Source organism: Alphaproteobacteria bacterium (assembly GCA_015231795.1).
Lineage (GTDB): Bacteria > Pseudomonadota > Alphaproteobacteria > Rhodospirillales > WMHbin7 > WMHbin7.
On sequence record JADGAX010000003.1, the window covers coordinates 405,548 to 427,935 of the forward strand.

The following is a 22,388-nucleotide window of genomic DNA, read 5'->3' on the forward strand; positions in this document are numbered from 1 at the left end:
TTTTGGCCGGGCGACGCTCGGGACCCTGCTGCTGGCAGCACTGATCGCTGCGGGGCTTTTCTGGGGCAAGTCGCCGATCCTGTTCGAGATTACGGACTTTTCCTCCTTGCGTCGGGCCGAGGGCGTGATGTTGGGGCGCATGCCGCTTCCTACTGAGCCGTCGGTCATAAGTCCGTTCGAGAATTTCCTGAAACCGGCGCCGCGCTACAAACTGATGTCGATCAAGCATATTCCGCCGATCACGCCAGGCGGCGGCATGCCGCATCCCTATGTCGGGGATTGCCTGAACTGCCATTTGATCACGGGGGGTGCCCCTGCGGGCTCGCAATTCAAGACTCCGGTGGGTGCCGTACTCGAGAATTTCTCGCGCGTCCACAAGCTGGGCCCGCCGATTCTGCCCGTCTCGCAGCAGCCGCACCCTCCCGCCGGGCGCTGCATCAAATGCCACGATATCGTGGTCAAGGTGCCGCTGGACCCCAATCCGGGTGTACGCTGGCGGCTTTAATTACTCAGTTTGGACTGCGTCTGATTCAGCTAGTGGAACGCCATAAAGCTCGAGTCTGTGGCCGATCAGGCGGAACCCCATTTTCTTGGCGATTCGCCTTTGCAGATTCTCGATTTCGTCGGAATGGAACTCGATAACCGCTCCGGTGGTATTGTCGATCAGATGATCGTGGTGCAGGGGCGTTTCCGGCTCGAAGCGCGAGCGCCCATTGCCGAAATCATGGCGCTCCAAAATATTTTTATCATGGAAGAGGCGCAGGGTCCGGTAAACGGTAGCTAAACTAATTTTAGGATCAATCGAATAAGCGCGGCGGTGCACTTCCTCGACATCGGGATGATCTTGTGCCGCCGACAGAACACGGACAATCAACCGCCGCTGTGACGTCATTTTTAAATGGTTCTTTTTACATAGTTCGTCTATCCGTGAAGACACGTACCCCCCCCCCTTAGTCCAGAGGTCGTCTTTGCAGGCTTTCTTTTTTATTTGTCTCATGAGTGTAAATGGCAGTCGAGAAAAAGTTACAGTTGATGAAAATTTCTCTCATAGCCCCCTTTTTCAAGGAGATAGGGCTAGAGGGGGATTGCACGAAGTATAAAAATCGATAAAATGCTTTTTATAGGGATTTCAGACTGCTGCTCGAACACAATTTGAGGATGGGAACTATGGTCAATCAGGCAATGAACGGGGCCGCCGCCAAGGTTGCGGCTGCGCCTGCGGCTGCCGCTGCGGAGATCGAGCGCGAGGCCGTGCAGGCGAAGGTCGTCGGCGCCAAGGCCGGGGCCACCAAGGCCGTGGCTGCCAAGCAGGTCGCTGCGGCGCCTGCCGCTGCGGGCGAAATTGAAAACGAAGTCGTTCAGGCCAAGGTTGCCGGCGCCAAGGCAGGTGCCGCCAAGGCTGGCGCTGCCAAGGCTGGTGCCGCTGCCGCTCCTGTTGCCAAGGGTACGATGGCAGCGCCTGCCGCCAAGGCGGCGGCTGTCGGTGGAAAGACCAAGGCGGCGACGGCAATCGCGGCTGCGGCCCCTGCCGCTGCCGGTGTGGCGCTTTTGCCTGCGGCCAGTTCGGTCAGCCCGATCGCGGCGGCTTCGACGGGCAGCGCCTTGCTGACCGGCAAGGGCGTCTGCCTGGGGCTGGGCCTTGGGCTTGGCGCCTGGGGGCCGTTGCTGCTTGGCGTAGCCGGTTTGGCTGGCGCCGTGTCGCTTTACGGATACATGAAGAATCGCGGCGCAGCAGCGTCTGCCGATGATATTGCAGCTTAAATCAGGGAGATCAACATGGCTGAAGAGACTCTTAACCTTGCTCAGGAATCCGGCTACAACTGCCGTTCGTCGCTGATGGCGGCGATGAGCTATCTGGGCATTCTGTGCTTTGTTCCCCTGATGATGAACAAGGACGACGAATATGTTCAGTTCCATGCCAAGCAGGGCTTGGTTCTGTGGATCTGGGCCGTGCTGGCCGCCTTCTCGCTTCAGATTCCGGGCGCGGGCAAGATGATTTTCGGCTTATCGTCGATGGCCGTGCTGATCTTCTCGGCGATTGGCCTGATCTCGGTCGTTTTCAAGCGCGCTTGGAAGATGCCCCTGATCGGCTACTTCTCGGATCGCATCTAGTTTTATCGACTTGTCACCGAGGCGGAGCGATCCGCCCCGGGGTTATTCCATAAGAGGCTCTGTCATGGCGCGTAAGAAAGACCAGACCGAAGTGACGGATGAAGCGGCAGCCCCCGAGGCTACGGCCTGCGGTTCCGGCAAGGCTTGTTCCGGCGATTGCGGACCTCGCACGGTTCCCGTCGAGGATGTCGTCGTGGGGGTAATTCGCCTGACCAAGGATATTCTGGGCAATGTCGGAGGCCTTGGCGCTGCCGTGGCACCCGGCCTGAAGACCGGCGTGGCCGATCTCTCCAATGCCGCAGGGCAGGGGCTGAAGCGCGTGATCGATCTGGTCGGTAAAGGTTTCAAGAAGCCTGTCGACACCACGCCGGACGAGCCTGCTCACTGAGCCGAAAGGCGTTTGAATTTCACGTTGGCCTGACCGCGCCCTGATGGTGGTCGGCGGCCTCATTTGACGGATGGGATAAAGACGATGGTTGCTGATGTCATTCTGACCAAGGTGGAAAGCGCTCGTCAGGCCGCCGAAGTGGGGGCGCTGGCAGGAAAGACGGTCGTCGTAACCGACGTTTCCTCGGCGACCAAGCTGGCCACGTTGACGCCGGATGGCAGCAGCGCCATTACCGTCAAGCTGGATGCGACGCGCCAGATCGCCGAACTGAAAGCCCTGGCGGGCAAGTCCGTGCTGGTCGGCAAGACCCCGGCGGCATTGGGCGGCATCGGAAGCTGGGTGTCGCTGACGCCTGTGGCCAAGGGTGCTGGCGTTGCCGCGGCATCGACCGGCGCAGGCGCTGATTCCCTGGTCATGATGAAAGTCGTTGGCGGTGAAGCGGCGGCCCAATTGCCCGCCCTGGCCGGAAAGACCTATACGGTGGTGGCTCCCCCGATGGCTTCGGCTGCGGGCAAGACCGTTCCCATGCTGTATCTGAAGCAAAGCGGCGCGGCGGCTGGAGCTGAACTGCTGAAAATTCCGGTGCAGGATACGGCGTTCGCCCAGGCCTCCGGTCTGGCTGGCAAGACCTTCACGGTGGCGAAAAGCCCGGTGGTTGGCGCCAATTTCGGACAATTCCTGGTCTTGAAGCCGACGGCGGCGGTTGGGGCCAAGGCGGCAACCGGCAGCCTGCTGGCCGCCAAGCTGGGCACCACCGTTGCGGCAACCGGAAAAACCGCCACGGCGGCGGCTGGTACGGCCACGGTTGCGGCGGGCAATGCTTTGTCGCCCGCCGTGGCGGCACTTAATCCCGTCGCCTCGGCGACAGCGGGCAGCACTGTGCTGGCCGGAAAGGGAGTCGGACTGGGTTTGGGCCTGGGTCTGGGCGCCTGGGGGCCGGTGGTTCTGGGCGTGGTCGGCCTAGCCGGGGCGCTTTCCCTGGTCGCGTATCTGCGCGATCGCAGCAAGCGCGAACCGGTCAGCCATCAGGCTCTGATGGATGAATTGGCCGCCGAAGCAAAGGCCTGATCGGATCGGCAGGACAAGTCGGGATCGTTGCATGGCTAGACGGAAAAAACTTCGACGCGAATTTGGTGTCCGCACCTTTTTGATGGCCGCTCTGGGCTATCTGGGCATCTTGTGTTTTGTGCCGCTTTTGCGCTGCAAGGACGACGAATACGTTCTTTTTCACGCCAGACAGGGCTTTATCTTGTGGATGTGGGCGGTGCTGGCCATGTTCGCCCTGCCCATTCCTCTGGCGGGAGAAATCTTCTTCAGCGTTTCGATGATGGCGATTCTGATTTATATGTCGGCGGGCTTGATCTCGGTCGCCTTTCGCCGGGCCTGGCGTCTGCCGCTGGTTGCCACGCTGGCCGATCTGATCTGACGATCAAAAAAAGCGGGCTTAATTATTTGCCCTTGGCGGTGTTATCCGTTTTTTTCGCTTTCTGAATCATGCTGAGAATATCGGCCTGTGAGGCGGCCCGCTTGGCGATGGCCTCCTTGAACAGATGGGGGTCGGTTTCGCCCGATCCAAAGCTGGGAAGCCTGTAGCTTTGGGCCTCCATGTCGCGGACGGCATCGGCATAAATGGCCGCCTTGGTCACGGTTTCCTGCTGATCGGGTGCCAGTAATTTCATTCCGCCCATGACATCGATCAGTTCCAGCACGCTATGCATGTGCATGGTAACCACATCACCGCAACCAAAGGGGGTGCCCTTGGTCTGGCGCATGAGGCGCGCGCCATAGTCAATCAGCTTTAACGCCCTGTTTTCCAATAGAATCTTAGAGGAGGAGACCAAGCCGGACATCAGGCCGTTCAGCCGTTCCCGATTTTCGCCGGGGTCTTTTTCCTGGGAAACATGGTGGCTGGCCAAGGTGACCAGATTGATCAGGCGCGTCGAGGCCTCGGCCAGTCGGTTCTTCAAATGCCTCTTTTCGGCCGGTTTGCTCACCCCCGCCAGTTGCGAGGTCAGCGCCTCGATCTCGGCGACGGTGGCATAGGCGCCGTCGATGACGACAGAGGTCTGCTCCTGCTCCTCGTCACCCTTCCAGGAAATCAGGCTATCGCCATTGAATTTGCGGATCATGATCCGGTCGACGCCGGTGATATGCTTGATCAGCCAGTCATAGGCAAACAGCATGAGGGCCTGGGCGGTTTCGGCGCTCTCCAGATGCTCGTCGTTTATCGCATTGATTCTTTTTGCGAATCCGGCATGCGCCGCCAGATGCATGGTGCGCTCGTCATAGTCGAAACTGTTCATGATCTCTTCTTCGTGAGAAAAATGAATGTCGACATAGTCTTTCAGGCCCAGCAAAACGCCGGACACAATATTGTCCGTATCCCGGTTGCTGACCGCATCGCGCAGGTCGTTCAAGTAATCGATAATTTTTTTGTGTTCCTGGTCGATATCCTGGCGGCCCGTCTCGATGGCCTTTGACCATTCAAACTTGATAAGGTCATCTCCATCCTGCTGTTCGCTCAAAATTTCCTCCGATGGACAATCTTTGGCAGTGTTAAAGGACTTGGCTGGCTTGTCAAGCCAGCCAAACATCCCTGCTCCGGCATGGACAGCCGCTTGATGGCAAGGTATGGTCGTGGATAGCGAACGCAAGCGTAGCAAGGCTAAAACGAGATGAGCGACGAAGTCCAAAAAAAAGAAAAGCCAGAGGGCAGTGATCAGCCGACTACCGGCGGCCTGATGGAATGGTCCGAGGCGATGTCCGTCGGCAACGATGTTCTGGACGACGATCACAAAACTTTTTTCGATCTGGCCAAGATCATTCTGGAAGTTGACGCCGACAACAACAACAACATCGTCTTTCAAAGCGCCCTCAACATGCTGGCCGATTACGTCAATGGTCATTTCCTGCGAGAGGAAAAGGCCTTGCGGGCCGTGAACTATCCGCATCTCGACGCGCATCTGCAAAAGCACAAGGCCTTTCGCCAGCATGTCATGAAAATCGTTCAGGAATATGGCGAGGGAAAGAACGACGACATTCGTAACCTGCCGGGTTTGGTCGTGAGTTGGCTCAAACAGCATATCCTTGCCGAAGACATGCAGTACAAATTCTGGATCAAGGAAAAATTTGTCGACAAGCGCCCGCTGGCCTTCCTGGCCATAGAGGCGGAAACTGGGGTCTGATCATATTCCTATGCCGGGCACACCATGGCTCTAACCTCTGCCTTTTCCAGCAAGAAATGCCTGGTCATCGCTGATAGCCCAGACCTGGCGCGGCTTTTTCTGCACAGCCTGCGTCAGGTGGGCTTGACGGATGGTTTCAAGGCTGACGATGTGGAAGAAGCCAAGAAACAGCTTTTCAAATTCGATTTCGATCTGGTGATTTGTGCGGAACTGGGAGTTGAAGGCTTCCTGGAAATCCTGCGCACCGTCCGTCGCGACTTGCAGGGTGTGCGGATGACGACGCCCGTCGTTTGTTTTTCCCTGAACTGGGATGGCGCTGTTCTGCCCAAGCTGCGCGATGCCGGAATCACGCTTCCGGCGGCACTGCCCTTCAGCCTGTCGAGCCTGCTGAAAACCCTGACCCGCGCCTTCGGCCCCAGAAGGTTCATCGACACGCCCGCTTATCGTGGACCCTGCCGCAGATTGCGGGCCATTCCCGATTACAACGGGCCGCGCAGGCGTACCGCTGATTCAAATGTTGCGGTCGAGAAGGAAATGAAAGCGGATTCCACGCCCAAGGCCCCTTCGCGCCCAATCCGTCAGGAATTCGATACAAGAGAGGCAAGCGACGATTACAGGGGCGGCGGCGGCGAAAAGGAAGTTTTCTACGGCGATCCAACGATGCTGCAGACCAAGATCGTCATCGACGATGCCTGTGTTACGGTCGGGCAGGTGACGAAATTGTCGGGGGACTTGCAGGCCGTGAAAACACCCGGCGAGCGCGCCGACCTGCTGCATCAGATCGCCGATACGACCGAGCGCATGGTCAATCTGTTTACCTTGGCCATTGCGCGGATTCAGGTGCATGGGTGCGACGACCACCTGCTGGGGCGCCTGGGCGAGGTCAAGGAGAATATTGTCAGCAACACCGAGGGGCTGGCCGAGGCGACCGCCCGGCACGCCATCGATTACGGCGAGAAGATTCTGGCCAAGGCGCACGGCTTTCCTCTGGGAGCGGCCGAGTTGATGACGCATCAGATCACGCGCATGGAGACGGTGATCCAGGTGGTCGGTGGTGCCGACAAGCTGAACGAGTCCACGCAAAAGTTGGTTGTCCAGGCGCGGCATATCTTGAAAAAGGTCGTGGCCAGGGAAGCGAAGATCGCCAGCATCCTGCCGGAAGTCGATGGAATGCAGGCATGAGGAAGCAAATTCAGGTAAGTGGAGGGCCAGCCCGTGGCTGATCAAAAAAAAGAAGTGGCCATGTCCATCATCAGGGACATTATCGTCAGCGCCTCGGAGGCAGCGAAGGTGGCCCGTTCCCTGGAAGCCGAGACCAGACAGCCGCCGCCTTTGGTGGTGGCGCTGGACAATCCGCAGAGTGCCGCCCCCGTTCAGGCCAGGCCCGCCCCCCCCCTGCCGCCTGCCGTGGCGAAACCGCCAGCCACTGCGGCCCCGCCGTCACCGCCGCCGAAGCCCGTAGCACCCCCTCCCGCCCCTGCGCCGGTGAAGGCTGTGCCCGAAGCGGTCAAAGAAGAAATTCCCGAACCACCCAAGGAAGTGGTCAAATCCGCCTCGCAAAGCGATGTGCTGGCCATGATCAGTCGCTCAACGCCCAAGAAGCCGAAATAGCCCAGCCATGGCAAATCCCCTGGCAATGTTCGTTGAATCCCCAAGGGGGCTGCCATGATCACGGCCCTCTTTGCGGGCCTGCTTTTGCTGGCGCTGGGAATTCTGGCCAAGGGTTTCTTTGCCCATCTGATGGTTTTGCTGGTGGCCTGGCTGGCTAAGAACGGCTTGCTATTGGGCTTGTTGAAAACGCGGGTTGGGCGGCGTATGGTTCGCAATGTCCGCCTGAAAGCCTATTCCCATGCCGGGCAGGGGGAAAAGCGCCGGAAAATCTACCGGGTTTTCAAATTGGTGGCGCATGTGGAGGATAGGGCCATGGGGGCGCTGTCAAAACTGAAGGCGGCAGGTGCGGCGATCGTTGGCGCAAGGTCGCGCCCAGCGGTTGCAGCTTCAGCACTTGGCGCCAAGCCGGGCGCAGCAAAAAAGAATCTTCGTGGAAAAGACGTTCGGTTCGGGCGTTGGAACGTTAGGAAAGAACATGACTGACCAGGCATGCCCCATTGAGTGGACGCCCGACTTATCGGTCGGGGTCGAGGTCATCGACGATGATCACAAGACGTTCTTCGTCGTGGCGGCTCTCATGCAGAGCGCCATTCGGGAGAACCCTCAGAATTTGGAGGCGATCTTAAGGTCTTCGATCACGATTCTGCTGGAATATGTCAATGGGCACTTCCTGCGTGAGGAACGCGCCATGGAGGCGGCAGGCTACCCCAAGCTTGCGGAACATCACGCCCTGCACGAAGACTTCAAGGCCACGGTCCAGCGCTTAGTCGAAGAGTTCAATAAAATCGCGGCCTTTGACGAGCATAAAAAGGCCGCCCAGAAACTTGCCGAAGTCGTCAATGACTGGGTGTGCGATCACATCGCCAAGGTCGATATGGCTTACATGGATTTTGTGAAGGCAGAGCATGTCGATTCCCGGCCTTTGGCCTTTCTCTCCCAGGAAGCCGACGAAGGCGGGGATGACGACGATTTCGATCTGATGAGCATGATTCCCGAGGACGGCCCGCACTGAAGGCTGCGCAGCTTCGGAAATCTCGGGAAAAGCGGTTTGCACGACAAGGAAGAGACAGTGTTTAACATCCTTTCTGCAGAATATTGTCTTGTGCTTGATCCAAACCCGCATTATCAGCGGTTGGTCAGGGAAATCCTGCGCTTCGGCGGCCCCAAGAATCTCGAGATCGAGTTCGCCGTCGATGCCGATCATGGCCTGCGCCTGCTTCACGAAAGGTTGATGCATTTCATCGTCATGGAGGTCAAACTGCCGCTTGAGGAGTCGATCGATTTTCTGATGAAAATTCGAAGAGGCCGGACGAAGTGGAACTTCGACATCTCGCTGCCCATCATCGGTTATGCCGACGCCTTCACGCCGCAGGAGATTTATCGTCTGCGCGATGCGGGCATCAGCGAGTTGATGATCAGGCCGCTATCTGCTGCCATCTTCTTCAAATGTCTGAAGTCCGCCTCCAACCGGAAATTCATCGAGTCCCCCGGTTATTGCGGTCCGGATCGCAGACGACGTCTGGTCATGAATTACGCCAACAAGAGACGGGCCGACGACAGGGCGGCGGAACTGGCCGAGGCGGCCAAGGCGGAAGAGGCGCGTCTCAAGGCTGAAGCAGATGCAAAGGCAGCTCTTCAGGCGGCGGCCAGGGCCGAGGAGGAAAAGGCCCGCAGGCTGGAGGAAGCCCAGGCCGAGGCGGTGCGCAAGAAGGCTGAAGCGGAAGAATTGGCCCGCAAGAAAGTCGAAGCCGAGGCCGCAGCGGAAATGGCTCGCAAGAAGGCCGAGGCCGAGGCTGAAGCGGCGGCGGCCAAGCCCGATCTTTCCGCCATGACGCAAGAAGAGCTTGCCCGGCATTTGCTGAAGCAGAAAAAATAGCAGGATGGTCTAAGTCGCTGGGGTGGCGGCGGAAAGCGCTTCCAGCATGGCCAGCCGATCCTTGAGCGACGCGCGTTCGAAGGCGACCTGGGCCGACGTCTTGGGCTGCGGCGAGACGCGCGACGGATCCTGGCTTGAGAAAATTTCCGGCGGTGGAGCGTTTTTCCTGCGCCGCTTTTTCAGCTTTCCAAACGCCTCGAACAGATGGCGCACCAGGGCCTCCTGCTCACGCAGCGAGGCGCTGATCTCCTCGGGAAGCTTCTTTTTGGAAGCCCCGCCCCCCCTTTTCGAAGGTGGTTTCTTTTCAGCCTTCGGTTTCCCGGCAGCCTCGATGCGCTTGGCCATTTCTTGGCTCAATCCGTTATCCCAGACCTTTGAATCCTACCATAGTCGGCTTAAAAATCCAGCGAATCCAATGGGAAGGCCGCCCCACAAGCCCTGGCGGGGACAAGGGGGCGACCGCCCATAGATATTGAGAATTAAGGCATTTGACCTCAACACGGCAGCGCGCAGCGCCACGAAAGCCCCTGAAAGCCAAAGGCTAGTTGCAAATGAGAATAGATGTCAATATTATCTAGCCTCAGAGCTGAGGCATGGGGCCTTGACGGGGAGTCTTTTGGGAATGGCCAGTTGCTGCGAAAACAAGAGTTGCGAGATCAGCGCTCTGAAGGCCAGACATGCGCGCGTCCTTTGGGCCGTCCTGGCCATCAACGCCACCATGTTTTTCGTAGAAGTATCGGCGGGCATCTTGGCCAGTTCAACCTCGTTGCTCGCGGATTCGCTCGATATGCTGGGCGATTCCCTGGTTTACGGATTCAGCCTGTTCGTGCTGTCCCGCTCGGAACATTGGCAGGCCGTCGCCGCCCTTGGCAAAGGCATCTTCATGCTTCTGTTCGGGCTCGGCGTCCTGGGGGAGGCTATCTACAAGATTCTCAATCCGGTGATGCCGGGTGTCGAGACGATGGGGATTGTGGGTGGTCTGGCCCTGGCCGCCAACCTGATTTGCTTTTATCTTCTCTACAGCCATCGGGAAGACAATCTGAATATGAGTTCGACTTGGCTTTGTTCCAGAAACGACTTGATCGCCAATTCCGCCGTTTTGCTGGCGGCCTTTGGCGGTTATGCTCTCAGCTCGCGCTGGCCCGACATCATCGTCGGCGGATTGATCGCCTGTCTCTTTCTAAACTCGTCGTTTGGCGTGCTCGGCCGCTCTGTTCAAGCGGTGCGCCAGCAGGCAAGACCCGCATAAAGACCTTGCTCAGCCCGCGTTCAGATTGGACGCTATAGTTTAGCGTCAATAAGGCGGGACAGAGCAGGGGCATGAGCGGCGACGACATCAAGATTCAGGTTTGGGATCCGTTCATCCGCATCTTTCATTGGCTGAGCGTTCTTGGCGTGCTCCTTGCCTCGGGGACGGGGTTCCTGCTCTCCGACCCTTGGCTGGGCCTTCATGTCGCGGTGGGATGCGCCCTTGCCGTTTTGCTGGCGACCCGCTTTTTCTGGGGTTATGTCGGTTCGCAGTATGGTCTGTTTTCCAGCTTTCCCCTGCGCCGACAGGAAATCTTGCATCACTTGCTGGATCTGACGCTGCTTCGTCCAAGACATTATTTGGGCCACACCCCGCTGGGATTGGTGATGGTCGTAACCTTGATGACGGTCATGGCCGTCGTGGTTGTGACCGGCATCCTCGTCTTGAGCGGAGAGGAAAGGCAGGGCCCTCTGGCCGGCGCCGTTCCCTACGTGATCGGGCATCACGCCAAGGTGTTGCACGGCCTTTCCACGCTTGCCTTGCTGGCGCTGGCCGCCCTTCATGTGGTTGGGGTTCTGGCGGAGAGCCTTCTGACAAAACAGAATCTGCCCAAGGCCATGATCGACGGCAAAAAGGAAGCGGCCTTTCATATTCCTTATGCCGCGCGGCGATCCTGGGGCCAAGCCGCCAAGCGCCTGGGACAGGCCGCTCTTCTGGGACTCGCCCTTGCGTTGCTGGCGCTGCTGTTTCCGCCGCCACCCACGATCACGCTAACCTCAAACTATGTGCGCCATTGCGGAAGTTGCCACGATCCTTTTCATCCAAGCCTGCTGTCCAGCCCGGCCTGGCAGGCCATTGTCGGCAATCTTCCCCTTCATTTTGGAAAGCATGTGGCGCCTGTCTCTGACGAGCTGTCCGAGATTATGGGGTGGCTGTTGGCCCATGCCGCCGAGACGGCCAGTACCGAGCCCGCCTTTGCCATCGGCAGCGCTTCGACGTTGGAAGCGCCCAGAATCACGGCGACTCCCTTCTGGAGAATGAAGCACCAAGCCATCGAGGAGGCAAAATTCTTTGCTGCCGGGGGGGCGTTGCGCTGCTCAGGCTGCCATGCCGACGCATCAAGCGGCACCTTCGCGGATCAGGCCATCGACAGCAAGCCGCCAAACCCTCGCTGATGTCAGCGGTCTTTCACAGCGAGAAGGCGCGCCAGGATTTATCGCGGGGCACATCCAGTGTCCCGATCCGGAAGTTCGTGAGATTTGAAACGAGCGATTTTCGAGCTTCCGGATCGATAAGGACACTCTAGCAGGCTGCTGAAAAACCCCTGGCATTGATCCTTTGGCCGTGATTCACTTTTTGTGACGGCCAAGGGGGGAACGAGATGGCGGATCGGACGGGCAGACGGGCAGCCTTTTCAGTTACGTCCATCTTGAAGAGCGGGTTCCGAAGAAGCACCACCTGCGCCTTATCCGCGATCTGGTGAACGAGACGCTGGCCGGGCTGGATGCTGAGTTTGACCGGCTTTACGCCGACGAGGGACGTCCTTCGATTGCGCCGGAGCGCCTACTGCGTGCCAGCCTGTTGCAGATGCTGTATACGATTCGCTCGGAACGCCAGTTGATGGACCGTATCGAGTTCGACATGCTTTTCCGCTGGTTCGCAGGGCTGGGGATCGACGATCCGGTGTGGGACCCCAGCACCTTTTTCAAGAACCGCGACCGGCTTCTGACGGCGGATGTGGCGCAAGGATTTCTCTCTGGCCTGTTGTCGAACTCGCGGGTGAAGCGGCATTTGTCGCATGAGCATTTCTTGGTGGACGGCACATTGCTGGACGCCTGGGCGTCGATGAAGAGCTTCCAGCCCAAGGACAGCCCTGTCGATCCGTCTGGGCCGGGGTGCAATGCCGAGCGCGATTTCAAGGGCGAGAAGCGTTTGAACGAGACGCACGCCAGCACCACCGATCCCGACGCCCGCCTGTATCGTAAGGGCAGTGGGCAGGCCAGCCGCCTGTGCTATATGGGCCATGCGCTGATGGAGAACCGCAATGGCCTGGCCGTGGGCGGCGAGGTCACGCATGCCACCGGCACGACGGAACGCGATGCGGCGCTTTCGATGCTCGACGCCGCCGGATGCCCCAAGCGCCGGATCACATTGGGCGGCGACAAGGGCTATGACGCAAGCGAGTTCATCGGCGATCTGCGCGACAGGAACGTAACGCCGCACATCGCCATCAACGGGTATGAAACGAAAGCCGGAAAGAAGCGCAAGACCGCCATAGATGGCGCATGACGCGTCATCCGGGCTACGCCATCAGCCAGGTCATCCGCAAGCGGATCGAGGAAATCTTCGGCTGGAGCAAGACCACCGGCGGGCTGGTCAAGGTGAAGGTACGCGGGCTGGCGAAAGTGCAGGCCGTCTTCACCATGGCGCTCGTCGCCTAGAATCTGGTCCGCATCCCGAAACTGGTGTCCAACACAGGATAATTGCGTCCGAACCGGGGCGATTGAACCGGAAATAACCCCAGAAGCCGCAAAATGCGGCGCCAAAAAGGCCGAAATCCCCGGCCAATGGCACAGAAGGGGGGAAGGCGGCGCCAAACAGAAGGGCTTTTCAGCAGCCTGCTAGAAAACATTTGACCCTAGGCCGTTCCCGAGACCTCGCGGTTGCGCACGCGATAGCACAGCACGTCGACGCTGGGACCTGACTGATCCGAAGACAGCGTCCACTTGCGGGTTACCGGCTCGAACACGAAGAGTTCCTTGTCGGTGGCGGCGTTCGAGAAGAGCTCTTCCAGAATGAGAACCTCGCCCGAGGTGGCGATGGGGCGCAGGCGGGCCGCCGGGCTGATCGAATTCAGAAGAAGGTCGCTGTGGCCGGTTTCATCCATGTCGGTGCGTATCGTGGCAAAGCCCCAATTCACACAGACGCTTGAATCTACCTTCATGTCGCGCAAGATGTTGATGTAAAGACCGGCGCAGCGTAACGCGTCCGTCGGATTCTCGAATCCGGCGATGATGCTGCTATCCTTGGTGGCCATGGATATCTGCGTCTTAACGCCAAAAAAGATTTTGTTGTACTGCATGAGCAGATCCACCAGCAGACGTCTTTCCTCTTTCGTCTTGCGGCTGAAGGGCTCGGAATACAGCATCAAGATGGCCAAATCCTTGCGCTCGTAGGTGTAGAAGCCCTCATCCGCCTCTTCCTCTGGTGCCGGGGCTGGTGCCGGGGCAAGCTGTGGATGAACCACCGGGGCTTGCTGCGCAGTTGCAGGCTCTGGCGCGGGCGATGTCTCTGCAGGGATGGCAGCGTTGGCCGGGGCCATCTCCAGGAGCGCTTCGGCAAGAACGGGCGGGGCCTCGGGCTCTGCTGGAACGACGATCTCGGCAGGAGTGGGGGCGTGCTCGGCAGCCAGGGAAGCGACGGTTTTAACCGGCTCGGGCTCCTTGGGAAGCGAGGGCTGCCGGGCCTCTTCAACGGGAGGCGACGGGGGCTCGGCAACGGGGACTTGCCGGGCGATTTCCTCAGCGGACTCGGGTGCTGTTATCGGCGGCGAAGGCTGTCTGGCCTCGAGGGGGGCGGATTCAAGTTGGGGCGCTTCGGCTGTCGGAGCCTCCAGCGTTTCCATAAGTGAGGCGGATTCTGGCTCGGATGCGGCTATCTTTGTATCTGTCGGCGCAATTTCGGGCGCTACGGATTCGTTTGTCTCGACCCTGGAAGATGTTGGGGCCTGCGCCTCTCCTTCCTGCTTAAGCGATTTTTCTTCTTTGCCCTTGCCGGGTTGACCGGCATCGAAATCAAGCTCGCCGGTTTCGTCGTCGCCGCCATCCGCGTCATCGTCCGAATACGGGCGCCGCCGGCCGCCAACGCGATAGTCGCGGATGATGGCGCCACTCATATTGGCGCCATCGAACTTGGCGCCGCTGGTATCGGCATCCGTCAGCATAGCGCCGCCCAGGTCGGCCTCGCGTAGATCTGTTCCGGCCAAAATCGCCCGGGTCAGATTGGCGCCGGTCAGCTTGGCTCCGACAAGCCGCGCCCCCGCCAGATTCGCCCCCGTCAGATCGGCACCGGAAAGATTGATCTTTCCCACCAGGCTGGCGCCGGCCAAATTCACCCTGCGCAGACAAGCCCCTGAAAGATTGGCCCGCAAAAGATAGGCGCCTGCGATGGTTGCTCCTTCGAGATAGGCCCCAGAGAGATTGACTTCATCCATATTCGCGCCAGCCAGATTGGCCAGCCGCAAATTCGCCCCAGAAAGGTCAGCCTTGCGCAGATTGGCCAAAGACAGGACGGCGCCCGTGAGGTCCATTCCGGCAAGATCGGCGCCTTTCAGATCGGCACCGGCCAGATCGGGCAGAACATCGGGCTCCTGCTGGCGCCACGCATTCCAGCGGCCAGCCCCCTGTCCTACAACATGTAGATGATGAACGTTCGTCATGCCCCCGTCCGGAATAGCCCTTCGTCGCTAAGGTAAACTGATATTCCGAAGCTTTATGGATTAGCCCTTCTTGGATTGAACCACAATATCTCGTTAGGGTCCAGCGTTGAGAACAACAATTTGATGTGTTGATTGCTTCTCGAAGCCCCGCGTTTCAGATGCGGGCGCTTGGCTCCGAAAGGCCTGGGAAGCTTCTTTGCGCCATCCCAGCGCTTGTGGTGCGACGATCGACGATGAGGCCGCTACCCCCCGGCAGGGATCAAGGGCGGACCGGAGTCGGGGCGGGAGCCGGGGGCAGGGGGGCCTGAGCCCGTGTCGGAGCAGGGATATTGACAGCTCCCGCCGCCAACGTTATTCTATTTGCAAATAAATCGCACTCGCATATCTGGGGGCTAAGGTCATGAAGACGCAAGCAGCTATCTCGGGCCGTCAAGCGAACCGCCAGAGATTTAGTGCAGCAACGGAGTCGGCCGCGGGAATTGGCGTCGGCGCCGCAGGTGCTGCGGTCGTGAAGGCCAAGGGATTGCTTCTCCTTGGCAAGGGGGCCGTTGTTGCTCTCGGCGCCGCAGCCGCTGGGCCGCTTGGTGTCGGGCTCGCCGTCGGAACCCTGGCGGCGCTTCTTTATGGCGCCAACGCCATGCGCTCAAGCGATCCGTTCAGGCAACTGGCTTAGGGCCGGATTTTTCCAGGCCAGCCTGGTCCAAGGTTGGGGGCAAGCTCAGATGCCATTGGGACTCTACCTGGGGCAGGATGAAACTTGGGTCTCTGGTCAAATGAGCTGGCGTGGATCAGCGCGGTGCTGGGAGTTCGCTCCTGCTTCAGCCGGAAAAGGCTGGAAGGCTCACGGAGCTTAATGAACGCTCCCGCCCGCAATGCGCTGGTGACAGATTTCGAAGATCTGATCGGGATTTTGTTGCTGCCCGATCCGAACAACCGCTCTGGTTATTCTCCTTTGTATCTGTGACGCAGAGAATACATGCGAAACGATCCGTAGCCTTTTGCGCTGTCCAGGCATCCGACATAGTCACAATTAAACCTCTCGCTTGCCTCCAGATACAGCTGAGCTGCGAATTCTTCCGTTACGTAGACATAACCAGGGGGGGTAATTGGTTCGATACGTGCCGCACGGACGATATCACCTCCAAAGAATTTCTGATAACCCGTCACGGGATCGCGCATGGAATAGACCGCGCCGACATGGGCGGAAACCCTAAGCGCCAAAGGAGGAAGGCCGTGAAAATCGATCCGCTGCATGCTCTTGATCAATTCCAGTCCACATTCTGCTGCTGCAGCAATATCCGTAAAGGCAATATAGAGACCATCTCCCGCCGTTTCTCGGTAAGCGACTTTGTCCTCGAAGGGGGCAATGCTCTTGGCAAAGCCGCCCAGGACGCGATCGACGAATATGGGGATCGCATCCTCCTCGATTTTCGAAGAACCCTTTACGTCGGCAAACAAAAGCGACTTTAGGACCATAGGCGTGCCGACCATCTCCTCGGGTTTCGGTCTGCGACGACAACGCGTGGAGATAACGGTCTGCCGACGACCGATCCGTCCCCACTTCAGGACATCGAAATCCGTTTCAGTGAGTTGGCTGGCAGGCTGCCCATCCCAGTCGTCGCCCTGTCGAAAGTGGTCCATCCTTAGAGTTAGGATTGGCCCATTGATACAGGAGAAAAAGCATGTCCCGTCAGAGATATACGCCGGAACAGATCATCGGGAAGCTGCGTGAGGCCGAGATCGCGACCGCCAAGGGCGGCACGGTATCGGACGCTTGCCGTCAGATCGGTGTAACCGAACAGACCTTCTGCCGCTGGCGCAAGGAGTACGGCGGCCTGAAGGTCGATCAGGCCCGCCGGTTGAAGGAACTTGAGCAGGAGAACCTGCGGCTGAAGAAGCTGGTGGCCGACCTTTCCTTGGACAAACAGATTCTGGCCGAGGCGTCGAAGGTCAATTTTTAAGTCCCTCCCGCCGCCGGATTTGCATTGAGCAGGTGCGCCAAGAGCTCGGGGTTTCCGAGCGGCGCGCCTGCCAGGTTATCGGCCAGCATCGTTCGACACAACGCAAGCCGCCCAAGAACGACGAACAGGAAAAGCGTCTGACGGCGGACATCGTCGAACTGGCCCGGCAATACGGACGTTACGGCTACCGGCGCGTTCACGCCCTGCTTTTACAGGCGGGTTGGGATGTCAGCCTTTCGGTGGTCGAGCGCATCTGGCGGCGGGAGGGTCTCAAGGTTCCGGCAAGACAGCCGAAGCGCAAGCGCCTGTGGCTGAACGATGGCTCGTGCATCAGGCTCCGGCCCGAGTTCGCCGGCCATGTCTGGAGCTATGACTTCGTGGAAGACCGCACTCACAATGGCAGGAAGTTTCGCATGCTGAACATCGTCGACGAATATTCCAAGGAATGCCTGGCTATCGTGCCGCAGCGCCGCTTTCCGTCCGAGGACGTGCTGGCGGTGCTGGCCGATCATTTCATCGAGCGCGGCCCGCCCTTCCATATACGGTCCGACAACGGGCCTGAGTTCATTGCAAGGGCTTTGCGCAAATGGCTGGGCAAGATCGGTGTCAGAACGCTGTACATCGAACCCGGCAGTCCGTGGGAGAACGGCTATATCGAAAGCTTTAACGCCAGGCTGCGTGACGAACTGCTGAACGGCGAAATCTTCTACACGCTGGGAGAGGCGCGCATCATCACCGCCATATGGCGCGAACATTACAATAAGGTGCGTCCGCACAGTACGCTGGGCTATCGTCCGCCTGCGCCGGAAGCGATCCTGCCAAGCTGGACGTCCGGCTCCGCTACGCTCCGCCGAACGCCCAGCTTGGCATCAGGGGGCGTCTTGAACTAACATAGCACCCGGACCACTCATCGCAGGCAGTCCAGATTTGATCTGTTTCCGCTGTCCAGTCCATCGAGCAAGCGATCGACCTCGTCCTGGTCGAAGCCGAGCAGCGACAGGTCGATTTCCTCGTCGGCAAGAGCCTGAAGCTCGGCGGCCAGCAACTCCTCGTCCCAACCCGCGTTCAAGGCCAGCTTGTTGTCGGCGATGATGTAGGCCCGGCGCTGCGCTTCGGTCAGATGGTCGAGGACGACCACCGGCACGGTGTCCAGCCCCAGCTGGCTTGCAGCGGCAAGCCGACCGTGACCGGCGATGACGTTGCCCTGGCCGTCGGCGAGGATGGGCACGGTCCATCCGAATTCGATCATGCTGGCGGCGATCTGCGCCACCTGGCCGTCCGAATGGGTCCGCGCGTTGCGCTCATAAAGGCGCAGCCGGTCGATCGGCCAGTGCTCGACCGCGTCGGGAAAATGCAGGGACATGGGGTGGTAACCTCAACTGGTAACCTGGGGGTGGTAACCGGTAACCTGACGGGCCGGTTACCGGGCTGGTTACCACCCTTGGTTACCACCTCACGAAACGGAAAAAGGCGCGCATATCAAAGACTTGCGCGCCCTCAGGGTGGTAACTGGTAACCGGGTGGTAACCCAAATTTTCGGGCTGTCGGTAGCGATCTTTTGCGCTGTTGCCGCCAGCATACCCTATCGGCCAGGGAGGATCCGTGCATTATCAAAGGCTTGCGAGGTGTTTGACGCCTCTCACGATTTCCGGTAACATTTCCGGTAACAGTGTTTCCGGAAATATATCCGGAGTTTTTGAAGGAGCCCGCCATGACCGCCGTGCGCAAGGATGCTGTGTCCACGTACCGAAAGCGCCTGAAGAAGCAGGGGGTGGTCCGCCTTGAGGTGCAGGTGAAGAAGGACGACGCGCACCTGGTAAAGGGCGTGGTGCAGGCGCTCCTGGATCCTGGACGCGAGAGCGAGGCGCGCGCTTTGCTGCGCGAACGCTTCGGGACTGGAAAGGCCAGGGGACTGAAGGCGCTCCTGGCATCCGCTCCGCTCGAAGGGATCGAGCTTGAACGCGACCGCGACTTCGGACGGGACGTCGATCTATGAACTACCTGATCGACACCAACATCATCTCCGAGGTCCGCAAGGGTGAAAGATGCGACGCCAACGTGGCGGCGTGGTATGAGCGGATCGACGACGCCGATCTCTATCTCAGCGTGCTGGTGCTGGGCGAGATCAGGAAGGGCATCGAGCGCGCCCGCCCCAAAGAACCGGCCCGCGCCAAGGCGCTGGAGAAATGGCTGGCTGAGGTGCGTGAGGCGTTCCAAGGCCGCATCCTGCCGGTTGACGACGCGGTTGCCGAGGAATGGGGCCGCATGGCGGGTGGGCGTTCCATTCCGACCATTGACGGCCTTCTTGCCGCTACGGCCAAGGTGCATCGCATGACCCTGGCCACCCGCAATCTGGCCGACGTGGACGGCCTGGGGGCCAAATTGGTCAATCCGTTCGAAGCAGTGAAGGCTCATCGCTAATCCTTGCTGTCGCGCCTCTCGCGATCATGGCGAAAGCATACCGCTGCCCAGGCGCATCTGTCTCACATACCGATGTCTCACCGAAAAATGTCTCACTTATCCATTCATGCTTGACAGATGATTGGCGCGCGCCACCACGAAGGACTGCGAGCGCTTACCCGGAACCCTGCGTCCATTCAGCTTGAGTGCGATCACGCTAAGGCCATATTGCCAGCGCCGATTCGCCGTCGCCCGGCTGACGCCGAACCGCCAGCAGATTTCTTTCCATTGAGCGCCTTCGGCCCGCGCCCAGACCAGCTTGCCGTCCTCGCCCGCCAGGAAACGCATCCAGGCCAGCGTTTCCTCCATGCGCGAGATTGCCGCGGCCAAAGGTGGAGGGCGGCGCATGGGCTGCGGTTCCCGGCCGACCATGTCGGAGAAATCGTGAACGACCTCAGGCCAGACGCCGAAATATCCCCGCACCCTTTCCTCAGGCAGACGCTTCAGCACATCCGCGGCTTCGGCCAATCGTTCCTCGATCTGTTCGGGCGTCCAGTCAGTCATGGCGGGCCTCCGATTTCGGGCGCGGGCCGTAGAGCCTCTGGCCCAGTTGCTTGACCAGTTCGCGCTCCGGCCAGTTCAGGCGCTGATCGTCTTCGGCGATCACCAATACGCCCTGCCGCTTCCAGCCCTCGCGCTTGACCTGCTCAGGATCGCGCCGCTCGCCACCATAACCTTTGGGGAAATATCTCATCGCACACCCCTCCTGATTTTCCTGGCCCTGATTATTCTGGCCCTGGTTTCCCTGGTGGTGACGGATGTGACGGGTTCTCCCTTATAACCCGTATAGGCGCGCACACGCGCATGCGTGACGCCTATATAGAGGGAATCCGTCACATCCGTCACCGCATTGATATTGCTGCGTTTCATTTTCGACCTCATGGGTTCAGAATTCCATTTCACCGGCAGTTCTCGATTGCTCGCACAACCGAAGCCCGCGGAAGTGACGAGCGTTCTTGCTGCGCCACTGCTCGAATCCCCGGTTGGTCAGGTTCTCGGCAAACCGCTTGATCGAGCCTGTGAACTCGCCATTGGCCTCGGCCCAGCTCTTCCAGTCGGCGTAAAGGGCCGCCGACATCTCGGTGTGATTGACGGAGCAAACGCAGCGCTCGTCGAGCCAGCGGCCAAGGGCGTCCTCGGATTCAAAATATTCGTCGGTGGCGGCCATCACCGCTGTCGGAGGCCTGAGCCCCGTCCGCTGCCATTCCAGGCAGCCTTCGACCGCCCAGGCGAGAATGCCGTCGCGTTCGGCCAACAGCCGGTCGGGAAGCTGTTTGTCGCGCTTAGCCGGGGGGATGGTGACGGTGAAGGGCACCATGTGGAGACGGCGGCGCATCGCCTCATCGACATTGCGAATGGCCGGCTTGTGATTGCCGGCGACCAGCAGCTTGAATTGCGGGACGAACTCGAAAAAATCCTGGCGCATGAAGCGGGCGGTGATCTTGTCGCCGCCGGTCAGGGCCTTGAGCTTGCTTTCCGCCCAGCGGCGCCCCTGCTCGGTTTCGATGGAGGTGACGACGCGGGCACCGCGCAAGCCAGCCATATCGGTGGGATGTCGCTCGGATGTGGTGGCCATGAACATGTCCATCGCCGCCACGGTGGCGTAATCGCCCAGGATGACGGTCAGGGTGTTGGCGAACACGGATTTGCCGTTGGCGCCGGTGCCATAGAGAAAGAACAGCGCATGCTCGCTGGTGACACCGGTGAGGCAGTAACCTGCCACGCGCTGAAGGTAGGCTTGAAGCTCACGATCGCCGCCGGTGACCGTAACCAGGAACTGCCGCCAGGTTGGGCAATCGCCCTCTGGTGTCGCCAGGGTGATCTTGGTCATGGCGAGTGCTCGATCATGCGGCATGATGTTGCCGGTATGCAGGTCGACCACACCCTGCGGGGTATTCAGCAGCCAGGGATCGCGGTCCCATATTTCTGCAGTGGCGGCATGGGAGCGGTCGGCCCGGGCCAAGCGTTCGACCGCCGCCACGGTTGCTGCCGATGACAGTTTGGCTCTCAGCTTGGCCGTGCGGCAGGCCGAGGCCGCTTCCCGGCAGATCAGGCGGGCCAGATCATAGGCCAGAAGGGTGCTTTCCTTCTCCCAACGCTTGGCGGTCCAGCACAGCCATTGCCCCCAGGCGGCCACATAGCGCCAATCCTCGGCATGGATTTGCGTGAAGGAGGCGGCCAGAGCGTCCTCGGTGAAGGCGACCGGAACGGGGTCCTGGTCGTCATCGGCAAGGGGATCATCACCTTCCTGATTATCATTTTCCTGTACGCTGACATGCTGTTGATCGCGTTGCCACAAACGCTCGGCCTCTTGCTTGAGGCGATCCAGCGCCCAGGGCGGATCGATCCTGGCCTCGTTGTAGGCGACGATCTCGTCCCAGGACTGGGCCGGGGTGACGTGCCCCTCGCGGCAACGGCGGATCCAATAGCCGATCACCCTTGAGAGTGCTTCGAAGCGGGTGGCGCCATCGATGCCACCCTCCCGAACCTGCTGGCCAAACAATTCCGTAACCGTGCCTTTGCCCGTCCCCGCATCGTTGAAATCCAGCCAGGAGGCCCCTTCGCCTTCAAGCGGCGGCATGGCCATGACCGCCTCGGCCAATTCACCGAGATCGTATTCGGAGGTGCTTGTGCTAAGAATCTCGACCAGTCTGCGGTCCCTCTTGGCGTGGATCGAGCCTGCGACGCGGATCGGCTGATGTGCTGAGCGGAACGAGGTGTCGCCACCGACCTTGGTGGCGATGATGTGACGCAGCCTGCAAACGGTGGCGATGTCACCGCCCTCGGCGGGTTCCGTCAGCCGCCAATAAAGATGCAGATTGCGCTGCCCCTCGTCCGTGATTCCCCCGGAGGCAACTTCGAGCGTGGCTGGGCCGAGATGGCGGATCAGATGGTCACGCTTGGCCGCGATGTCGCCATGGTCGAGATCGACCAGAACCACCTGGGTTTGCGCGACATCCTCGGCCTTCGCCTTTCCAGGTGCTGCTACCGTACCGGGGACCACGAAAAGGGCCATGCCGCCATTGGCCGCCCAGGCCGCCTGGCGGGACAGTTTGGATGCCAGATCGGCGTCGGCTTCAATAAAGGGCATATGGGACGGCTGCGATT

The 22,388-nt window shown here is 59.7% G+C and carries 28 protein-coding genes and 1 pseudogene; 19 read left to right on the forward strand and 10 right to left on the reverse strand.

Annotated elements, in window-relative coordinates; genetic code table 11:
• The first annotated feature begins 127 nt into the window (after positions 1–127).
• Entirely contained in the window at positions 128–505 is a 378-nt protein-coding gene (locus HQL44_09615) for a magnetochrome domain-containing protein (protein ID MBF0268839.1), read from the forward strand.
• On the opposite strand, the gene HQL44_09620 is transcribed toward HQL44_09615, so the two are convergent.
• Complete coding sequence (locus HQL44_09620) at positions 506–937, reverse strand: transcriptional repressor (GenBank protein MBF0268840.1); 432 nt, start codon at positions 935–937, stop codon at positions 506–508. It lies immediately after the preceding gene.
• A 359-nt stretch (positions 938–1,296) separates the two neighbouring features.
• Here HQL44_09620 and HQL44_09625 point away from each other — a divergent pair, with 359 nt between their 5' ends.
• The 5 genes from HQL44_09625 to HQL44_09645 all read left to right on the forward strand — a co-directional run bounded on the left by HQL44_09625 (position 1,297) and on the right by HQL44_09645 (position 3,926).
• Entirely contained in the window at positions 1,297–1,761 is a 465-nt protein-coding gene (locus HQL44_09625) for a cell wall protein TIR3 precursor (GenBank protein ID MBF0268841.1), read from the forward strand.
• A 15-nt stretch (positions 1,762–1,776) separates the two neighbouring features.
• Positions 1,777–2,112 (forward strand): hypothetical protein, encoded by a 336-nt coding sequence (locus HQL44_09630; protein ID MBF0268842.1) that lies wholly within the window; start codon positions 1,777–1,779, stop codon positions 2,110–2,112.
• 64 nt (positions 2,113–2,176) lie between these two features.
• The gene (locus HQL44_09635) at positions 2,177–2,500 is read left to right on the forward strand and encodes a hypothetical protein (GenBank protein ID MBF0268843.1); all 324 of its coding nucleotides are present in this window, start codon (positions 2,177–2,179) and stop codon (positions 2,498–2,500) included.
• Positions 2,501–2,584: 84 nt separating this feature from the next.
• Positions 2,585–3,568 carry a hypothetical protein gene (locus tag HQL44_09640; GenBank protein ID MBF0268844.1) on the forward strand — a complete coding sequence of 328 codons (984 nt, stop codon included), beginning with the start codon at positions 2,585–2,587 and terminating at the stop codon, positions 3,566–3,568.
• Positions 3,569–3,599: 31 nt separating this feature from the next.
• Positions 3,600–3,926, forward strand: a complete 327-nt coding sequence (locus HQL44_09645; GenBank protein MBF0268845.1) for a hypothetical protein — start codon at positions 3,600–3,602, stop codon at positions 3,924–3,926.
• Positions 3,927–3,948: 22 nt separating this feature from the next.
• Here HQL44_09645 and HQL44_09650 read toward each other — a convergent pair whose 3' ends face one another.
• Positions 3,949–5,025: a hemerythrin family protein gene (locus HQL44_09650; protein MBF0268846.1), complete on the reverse strand. Its 1,077-nt coding sequence runs from the start codon at positions 5,023–5,025 to the stop codon at positions 3,949–3,951.
• A gap of 150 nt (positions 5,026–5,175) precedes the next feature.
• Here HQL44_09650 and HQL44_09655 point away from each other — a divergent pair, with 150 nt between their 5' ends.
• The 6 genes from HQL44_09655 (at position 5,176) to HQL44_09680 (ending at position 9,172) form a co-directional block, all read left to right on the forward strand.
• On the forward strand, positions 5,176–5,685 hold the full coding sequence (locus HQL44_09655) for a hemerythrin family protein (protein ID MBF0268847.1): 510 nt from the start codon (positions 5,176–5,178) through the stop codon (positions 5,683–5,685).
• A 24-nt stretch (positions 5,686–5,709) separates the two neighbouring features.
• Positions 5,710–6,867, forward strand: a complete 1,158-nt coding sequence (locus HQL44_09660) for a hypothetical protein (protein ID MBF0268848.1) — start codon at positions 5,710–5,712, stop codon at positions 6,865–6,867.
• 60 nt (positions 6,868–6,927) lie between these two features.
• Positions 6,928–7,296 carry a hypothetical protein gene (locus tag HQL44_09665; GenBank protein ID MBF0268849.1) on the forward strand — a complete coding sequence of 123 codons (369 nt, stop codon included), beginning with the start codon at positions 6,928–6,930 and terminating at the stop codon, positions 7,294–7,296.
• 54 nt (positions 7,297–7,350) lie between these two features.
• On the forward strand, positions 7,351–7,779 hold the full coding sequence (locus HQL44_09670; GenBank protein ID MBF0268850.1) for a hypothetical protein: 429 nt from the start codon (positions 7,351–7,353) through the stop codon (positions 7,777–7,779).
• The gene (locus HQL44_09675; GenBank protein ID MBF0268851.1) at positions 7,727–8,308 is read left to right on the forward strand and encodes a hemerythrin family protein; all 582 of its coding nucleotides are present in this window, start codon (positions 7,727–7,729) and stop codon (positions 8,306–8,308) included. The genes HQL44_09670 and HQL44_09675 overlap by 53 nt, the downstream gene beginning before the upstream one ends.
• A 90-nt stretch (positions 8,309–8,398) precedes the next feature.
• On the forward strand, positions 8,399–9,172 hold the full coding sequence (locus tag HQL44_09680; protein ID MBF0268852.1) for a hypothetical protein: 774 nt from the start codon (positions 8,399–8,401) through the stop codon (positions 9,170–9,172).
• 9 nt (positions 9,173–9,181) lie between these two features.
• Here HQL44_09680 and HQL44_09685 read toward each other — a convergent pair whose 3' ends face one another.
• Positions 9,182–9,529, reverse strand: coding sequence for a hypothetical protein (locus HQL44_09685; protein ID MBF0268853.1), 348 nt, complete (start codon positions 9,527–9,529; stop codon positions 9,182–9,184).
• A gap of 265 nt (positions 9,530–9,794) precedes the next feature.
• Here HQL44_09685 and HQL44_09690 point away from each other — a divergent pair, with 265 nt between their 5' ends.
• From HQL44_09690 to HQL44_09700, 3 genes and pseudogenes are all read left to right on the forward strand, one after another.
• Positions 9,795–10,421 (forward strand): cation transporter, encoded by a 627-nt coding sequence (locus HQL44_09690; protein MBF0268854.1) that lies wholly within the window; start codon positions 9,795–9,797, stop codon positions 10,419–10,421.
• A 71-nt stretch (positions 10,422–10,492) separates the two neighbouring features.
• A complete protein-coding gene (locus tag HQL44_09695; protein ID MBF0268855.1) occupies positions 10,493–11,596 on the forward strand; it encodes a cytochrome b/b6 domain-containing protein in 1,104 nt (367 codons plus the stop codon).
• A gap of 211 nt (positions 11,597–11,807) precedes the next feature.
• Positions 11,808–12,862, forward strand: a pseudogene (locus HQL44_09700) (IS5 family transposase).
• A 197-nt stretch (positions 12,863–13,059) separates the two neighbouring features.
• Here the strand turns inward: HQL44_09700 and HQL44_09705 are convergent.
• Entirely contained in the window at positions 13,060–14,859 is a 1,800-nt protein-coding gene (locus HQL44_09705) for a pentapeptide repeat-containing protein (GenBank protein MBF0268856.1), read from the reverse strand.
• 400 nt (positions 14,860–15,259) lie between these two features.
• On the opposite strand from HQL44_09705, the gene HQL44_09710 reads away from it, so the two are divergent.
• Positions 15,260–15,532 carry a hypothetical protein gene (locus HQL44_09710; protein ID MBF0268857.1) on the forward strand — a complete coding sequence of 91 codons (273 nt, stop codon included), beginning with the start codon at positions 15,260–15,262 and terminating at the stop codon, positions 15,530–15,532.
• A gap of 269 nt (positions 15,533–15,801) precedes the next feature.
• Here the strand turns inward: HQL44_09710 and HQL44_09715 are convergent, their stop codons facing one another.
• Positions 15,802–16,500 carry an adenylate/guanylate cyclase domain-containing protein gene (locus HQL44_09715; GenBank protein MBF0268858.1) on the reverse strand — a complete coding sequence of 233 codons (699 nt, stop codon included), beginning with the start codon at positions 16,498–16,500 and terminating at the stop codon, positions 15,802–15,804.
• Positions 16,501–16,541: 41 nt separating this feature from the next.
• Here HQL44_09715 and HQL44_09720 point away from each other — a divergent pair.
• Positions 16,542–17,710, forward strand: a protein-coding gene (locus HQL44_09720) for an IS3 family transposase (protein MBF0268859.1) whose coding sequence is annotated in 2 segments (ribosomal slippage) — positions 16,542–16,806 and positions 16,806–17,710 — 1,170 coding nt in all. Because the reading frame shifts where the segments join, the coding sequence is not laid out codon by codon here.
• A gap of 17 nt (positions 17,711–17,727) precedes the next feature.
• On the opposite strand, the gene HQL44_09725 is transcribed toward HQL44_09720, so the two are convergent.
• On the reverse strand, positions 17,728–18,183 hold the full coding sequence (locus HQL44_09725; GenBank protein ID MBF0268860.1) for a ParB N-terminal domain-containing protein: 456 nt from the start codon (positions 18,181–18,183) through the stop codon (positions 17,728–17,730).
• A gap of 348 nt (positions 18,184–18,531) precedes the next feature.
• Between HQL44_09725 and HQL44_09730 the strand changes: the two genes are divergently transcribed.
• Both HQL44_09730 and HQL44_09735 read left to right on the forward strand, forming a co-directional pair.
• Entirely contained in the window at positions 18,532–18,816 is a 285-nt protein-coding gene (locus HQL44_09730) for a hypothetical protein (protein ID MBF0268861.1), read from the forward strand.
• The gene (locus tag HQL44_09735; GenBank protein MBF0268862.1) at positions 18,813–19,241 is read left to right on the forward strand and encodes a type II toxin-antitoxin system VapC family toxin; all 429 of its coding nucleotides are present in this window, start codon (positions 18,813–18,815) and stop codon (positions 19,239–19,241) included. Before HQL44_09730 ends, HQL44_09735 begins: the two co-directional genes overlap by 4 nt.
• 96 nt (positions 19,242–19,337) lie before the next feature.
• On the opposite strand, the gene HQL44_09740 is transcribed toward HQL44_09735, so the two are convergent.
• Genes HQL44_09740 through HQL44_09755 form a run of 4 tightly spaced genes read right to left on the reverse strand, consistent with a single transcriptional unit; the run spans position 19,338 to position 22,371 of the window.
• Positions 19,338–19,784: a hypothetical protein gene (locus HQL44_09740; GenBank protein MBF0268863.1), complete on the reverse strand. Its 447-nt coding sequence runs from the start codon at positions 19,782–19,784 to the stop codon at positions 19,338–19,340.
• Complete coding sequence (locus HQL44_09745) at positions 19,777–19,974, reverse strand: hypothetical protein (protein MBF0268864.1); 198 nt, start codon at positions 19,972–19,974, stop codon at positions 19,777–19,779. The genes HQL44_09740 and HQL44_09745 overlap by 8 nt, the downstream gene beginning before the upstream one ends.
• A complete protein-coding gene (locus HQL44_09750; GenBank protein ID MBF0268865.1) occupies positions 19,971–20,150 on the reverse strand; it encodes a hypothetical protein in 180 nt (59 codons plus the stop codon). The genes HQL44_09745 and HQL44_09750 overlap by 4 nt, the downstream gene beginning before the upstream one ends.
• A 16-nt stretch (positions 20,151–20,166) precedes the next feature.
• Complete coding sequence (locus HQL44_09755; GenBank protein MBF0268866.1) at positions 20,167–22,371, reverse strand: hypothetical protein; 2,205 nt, start codon at positions 22,369–22,371, stop codon at positions 20,167–20,169.
• Between the last annotated feature and the right edge of the window lie 17 nt (positions 22,372–22,388).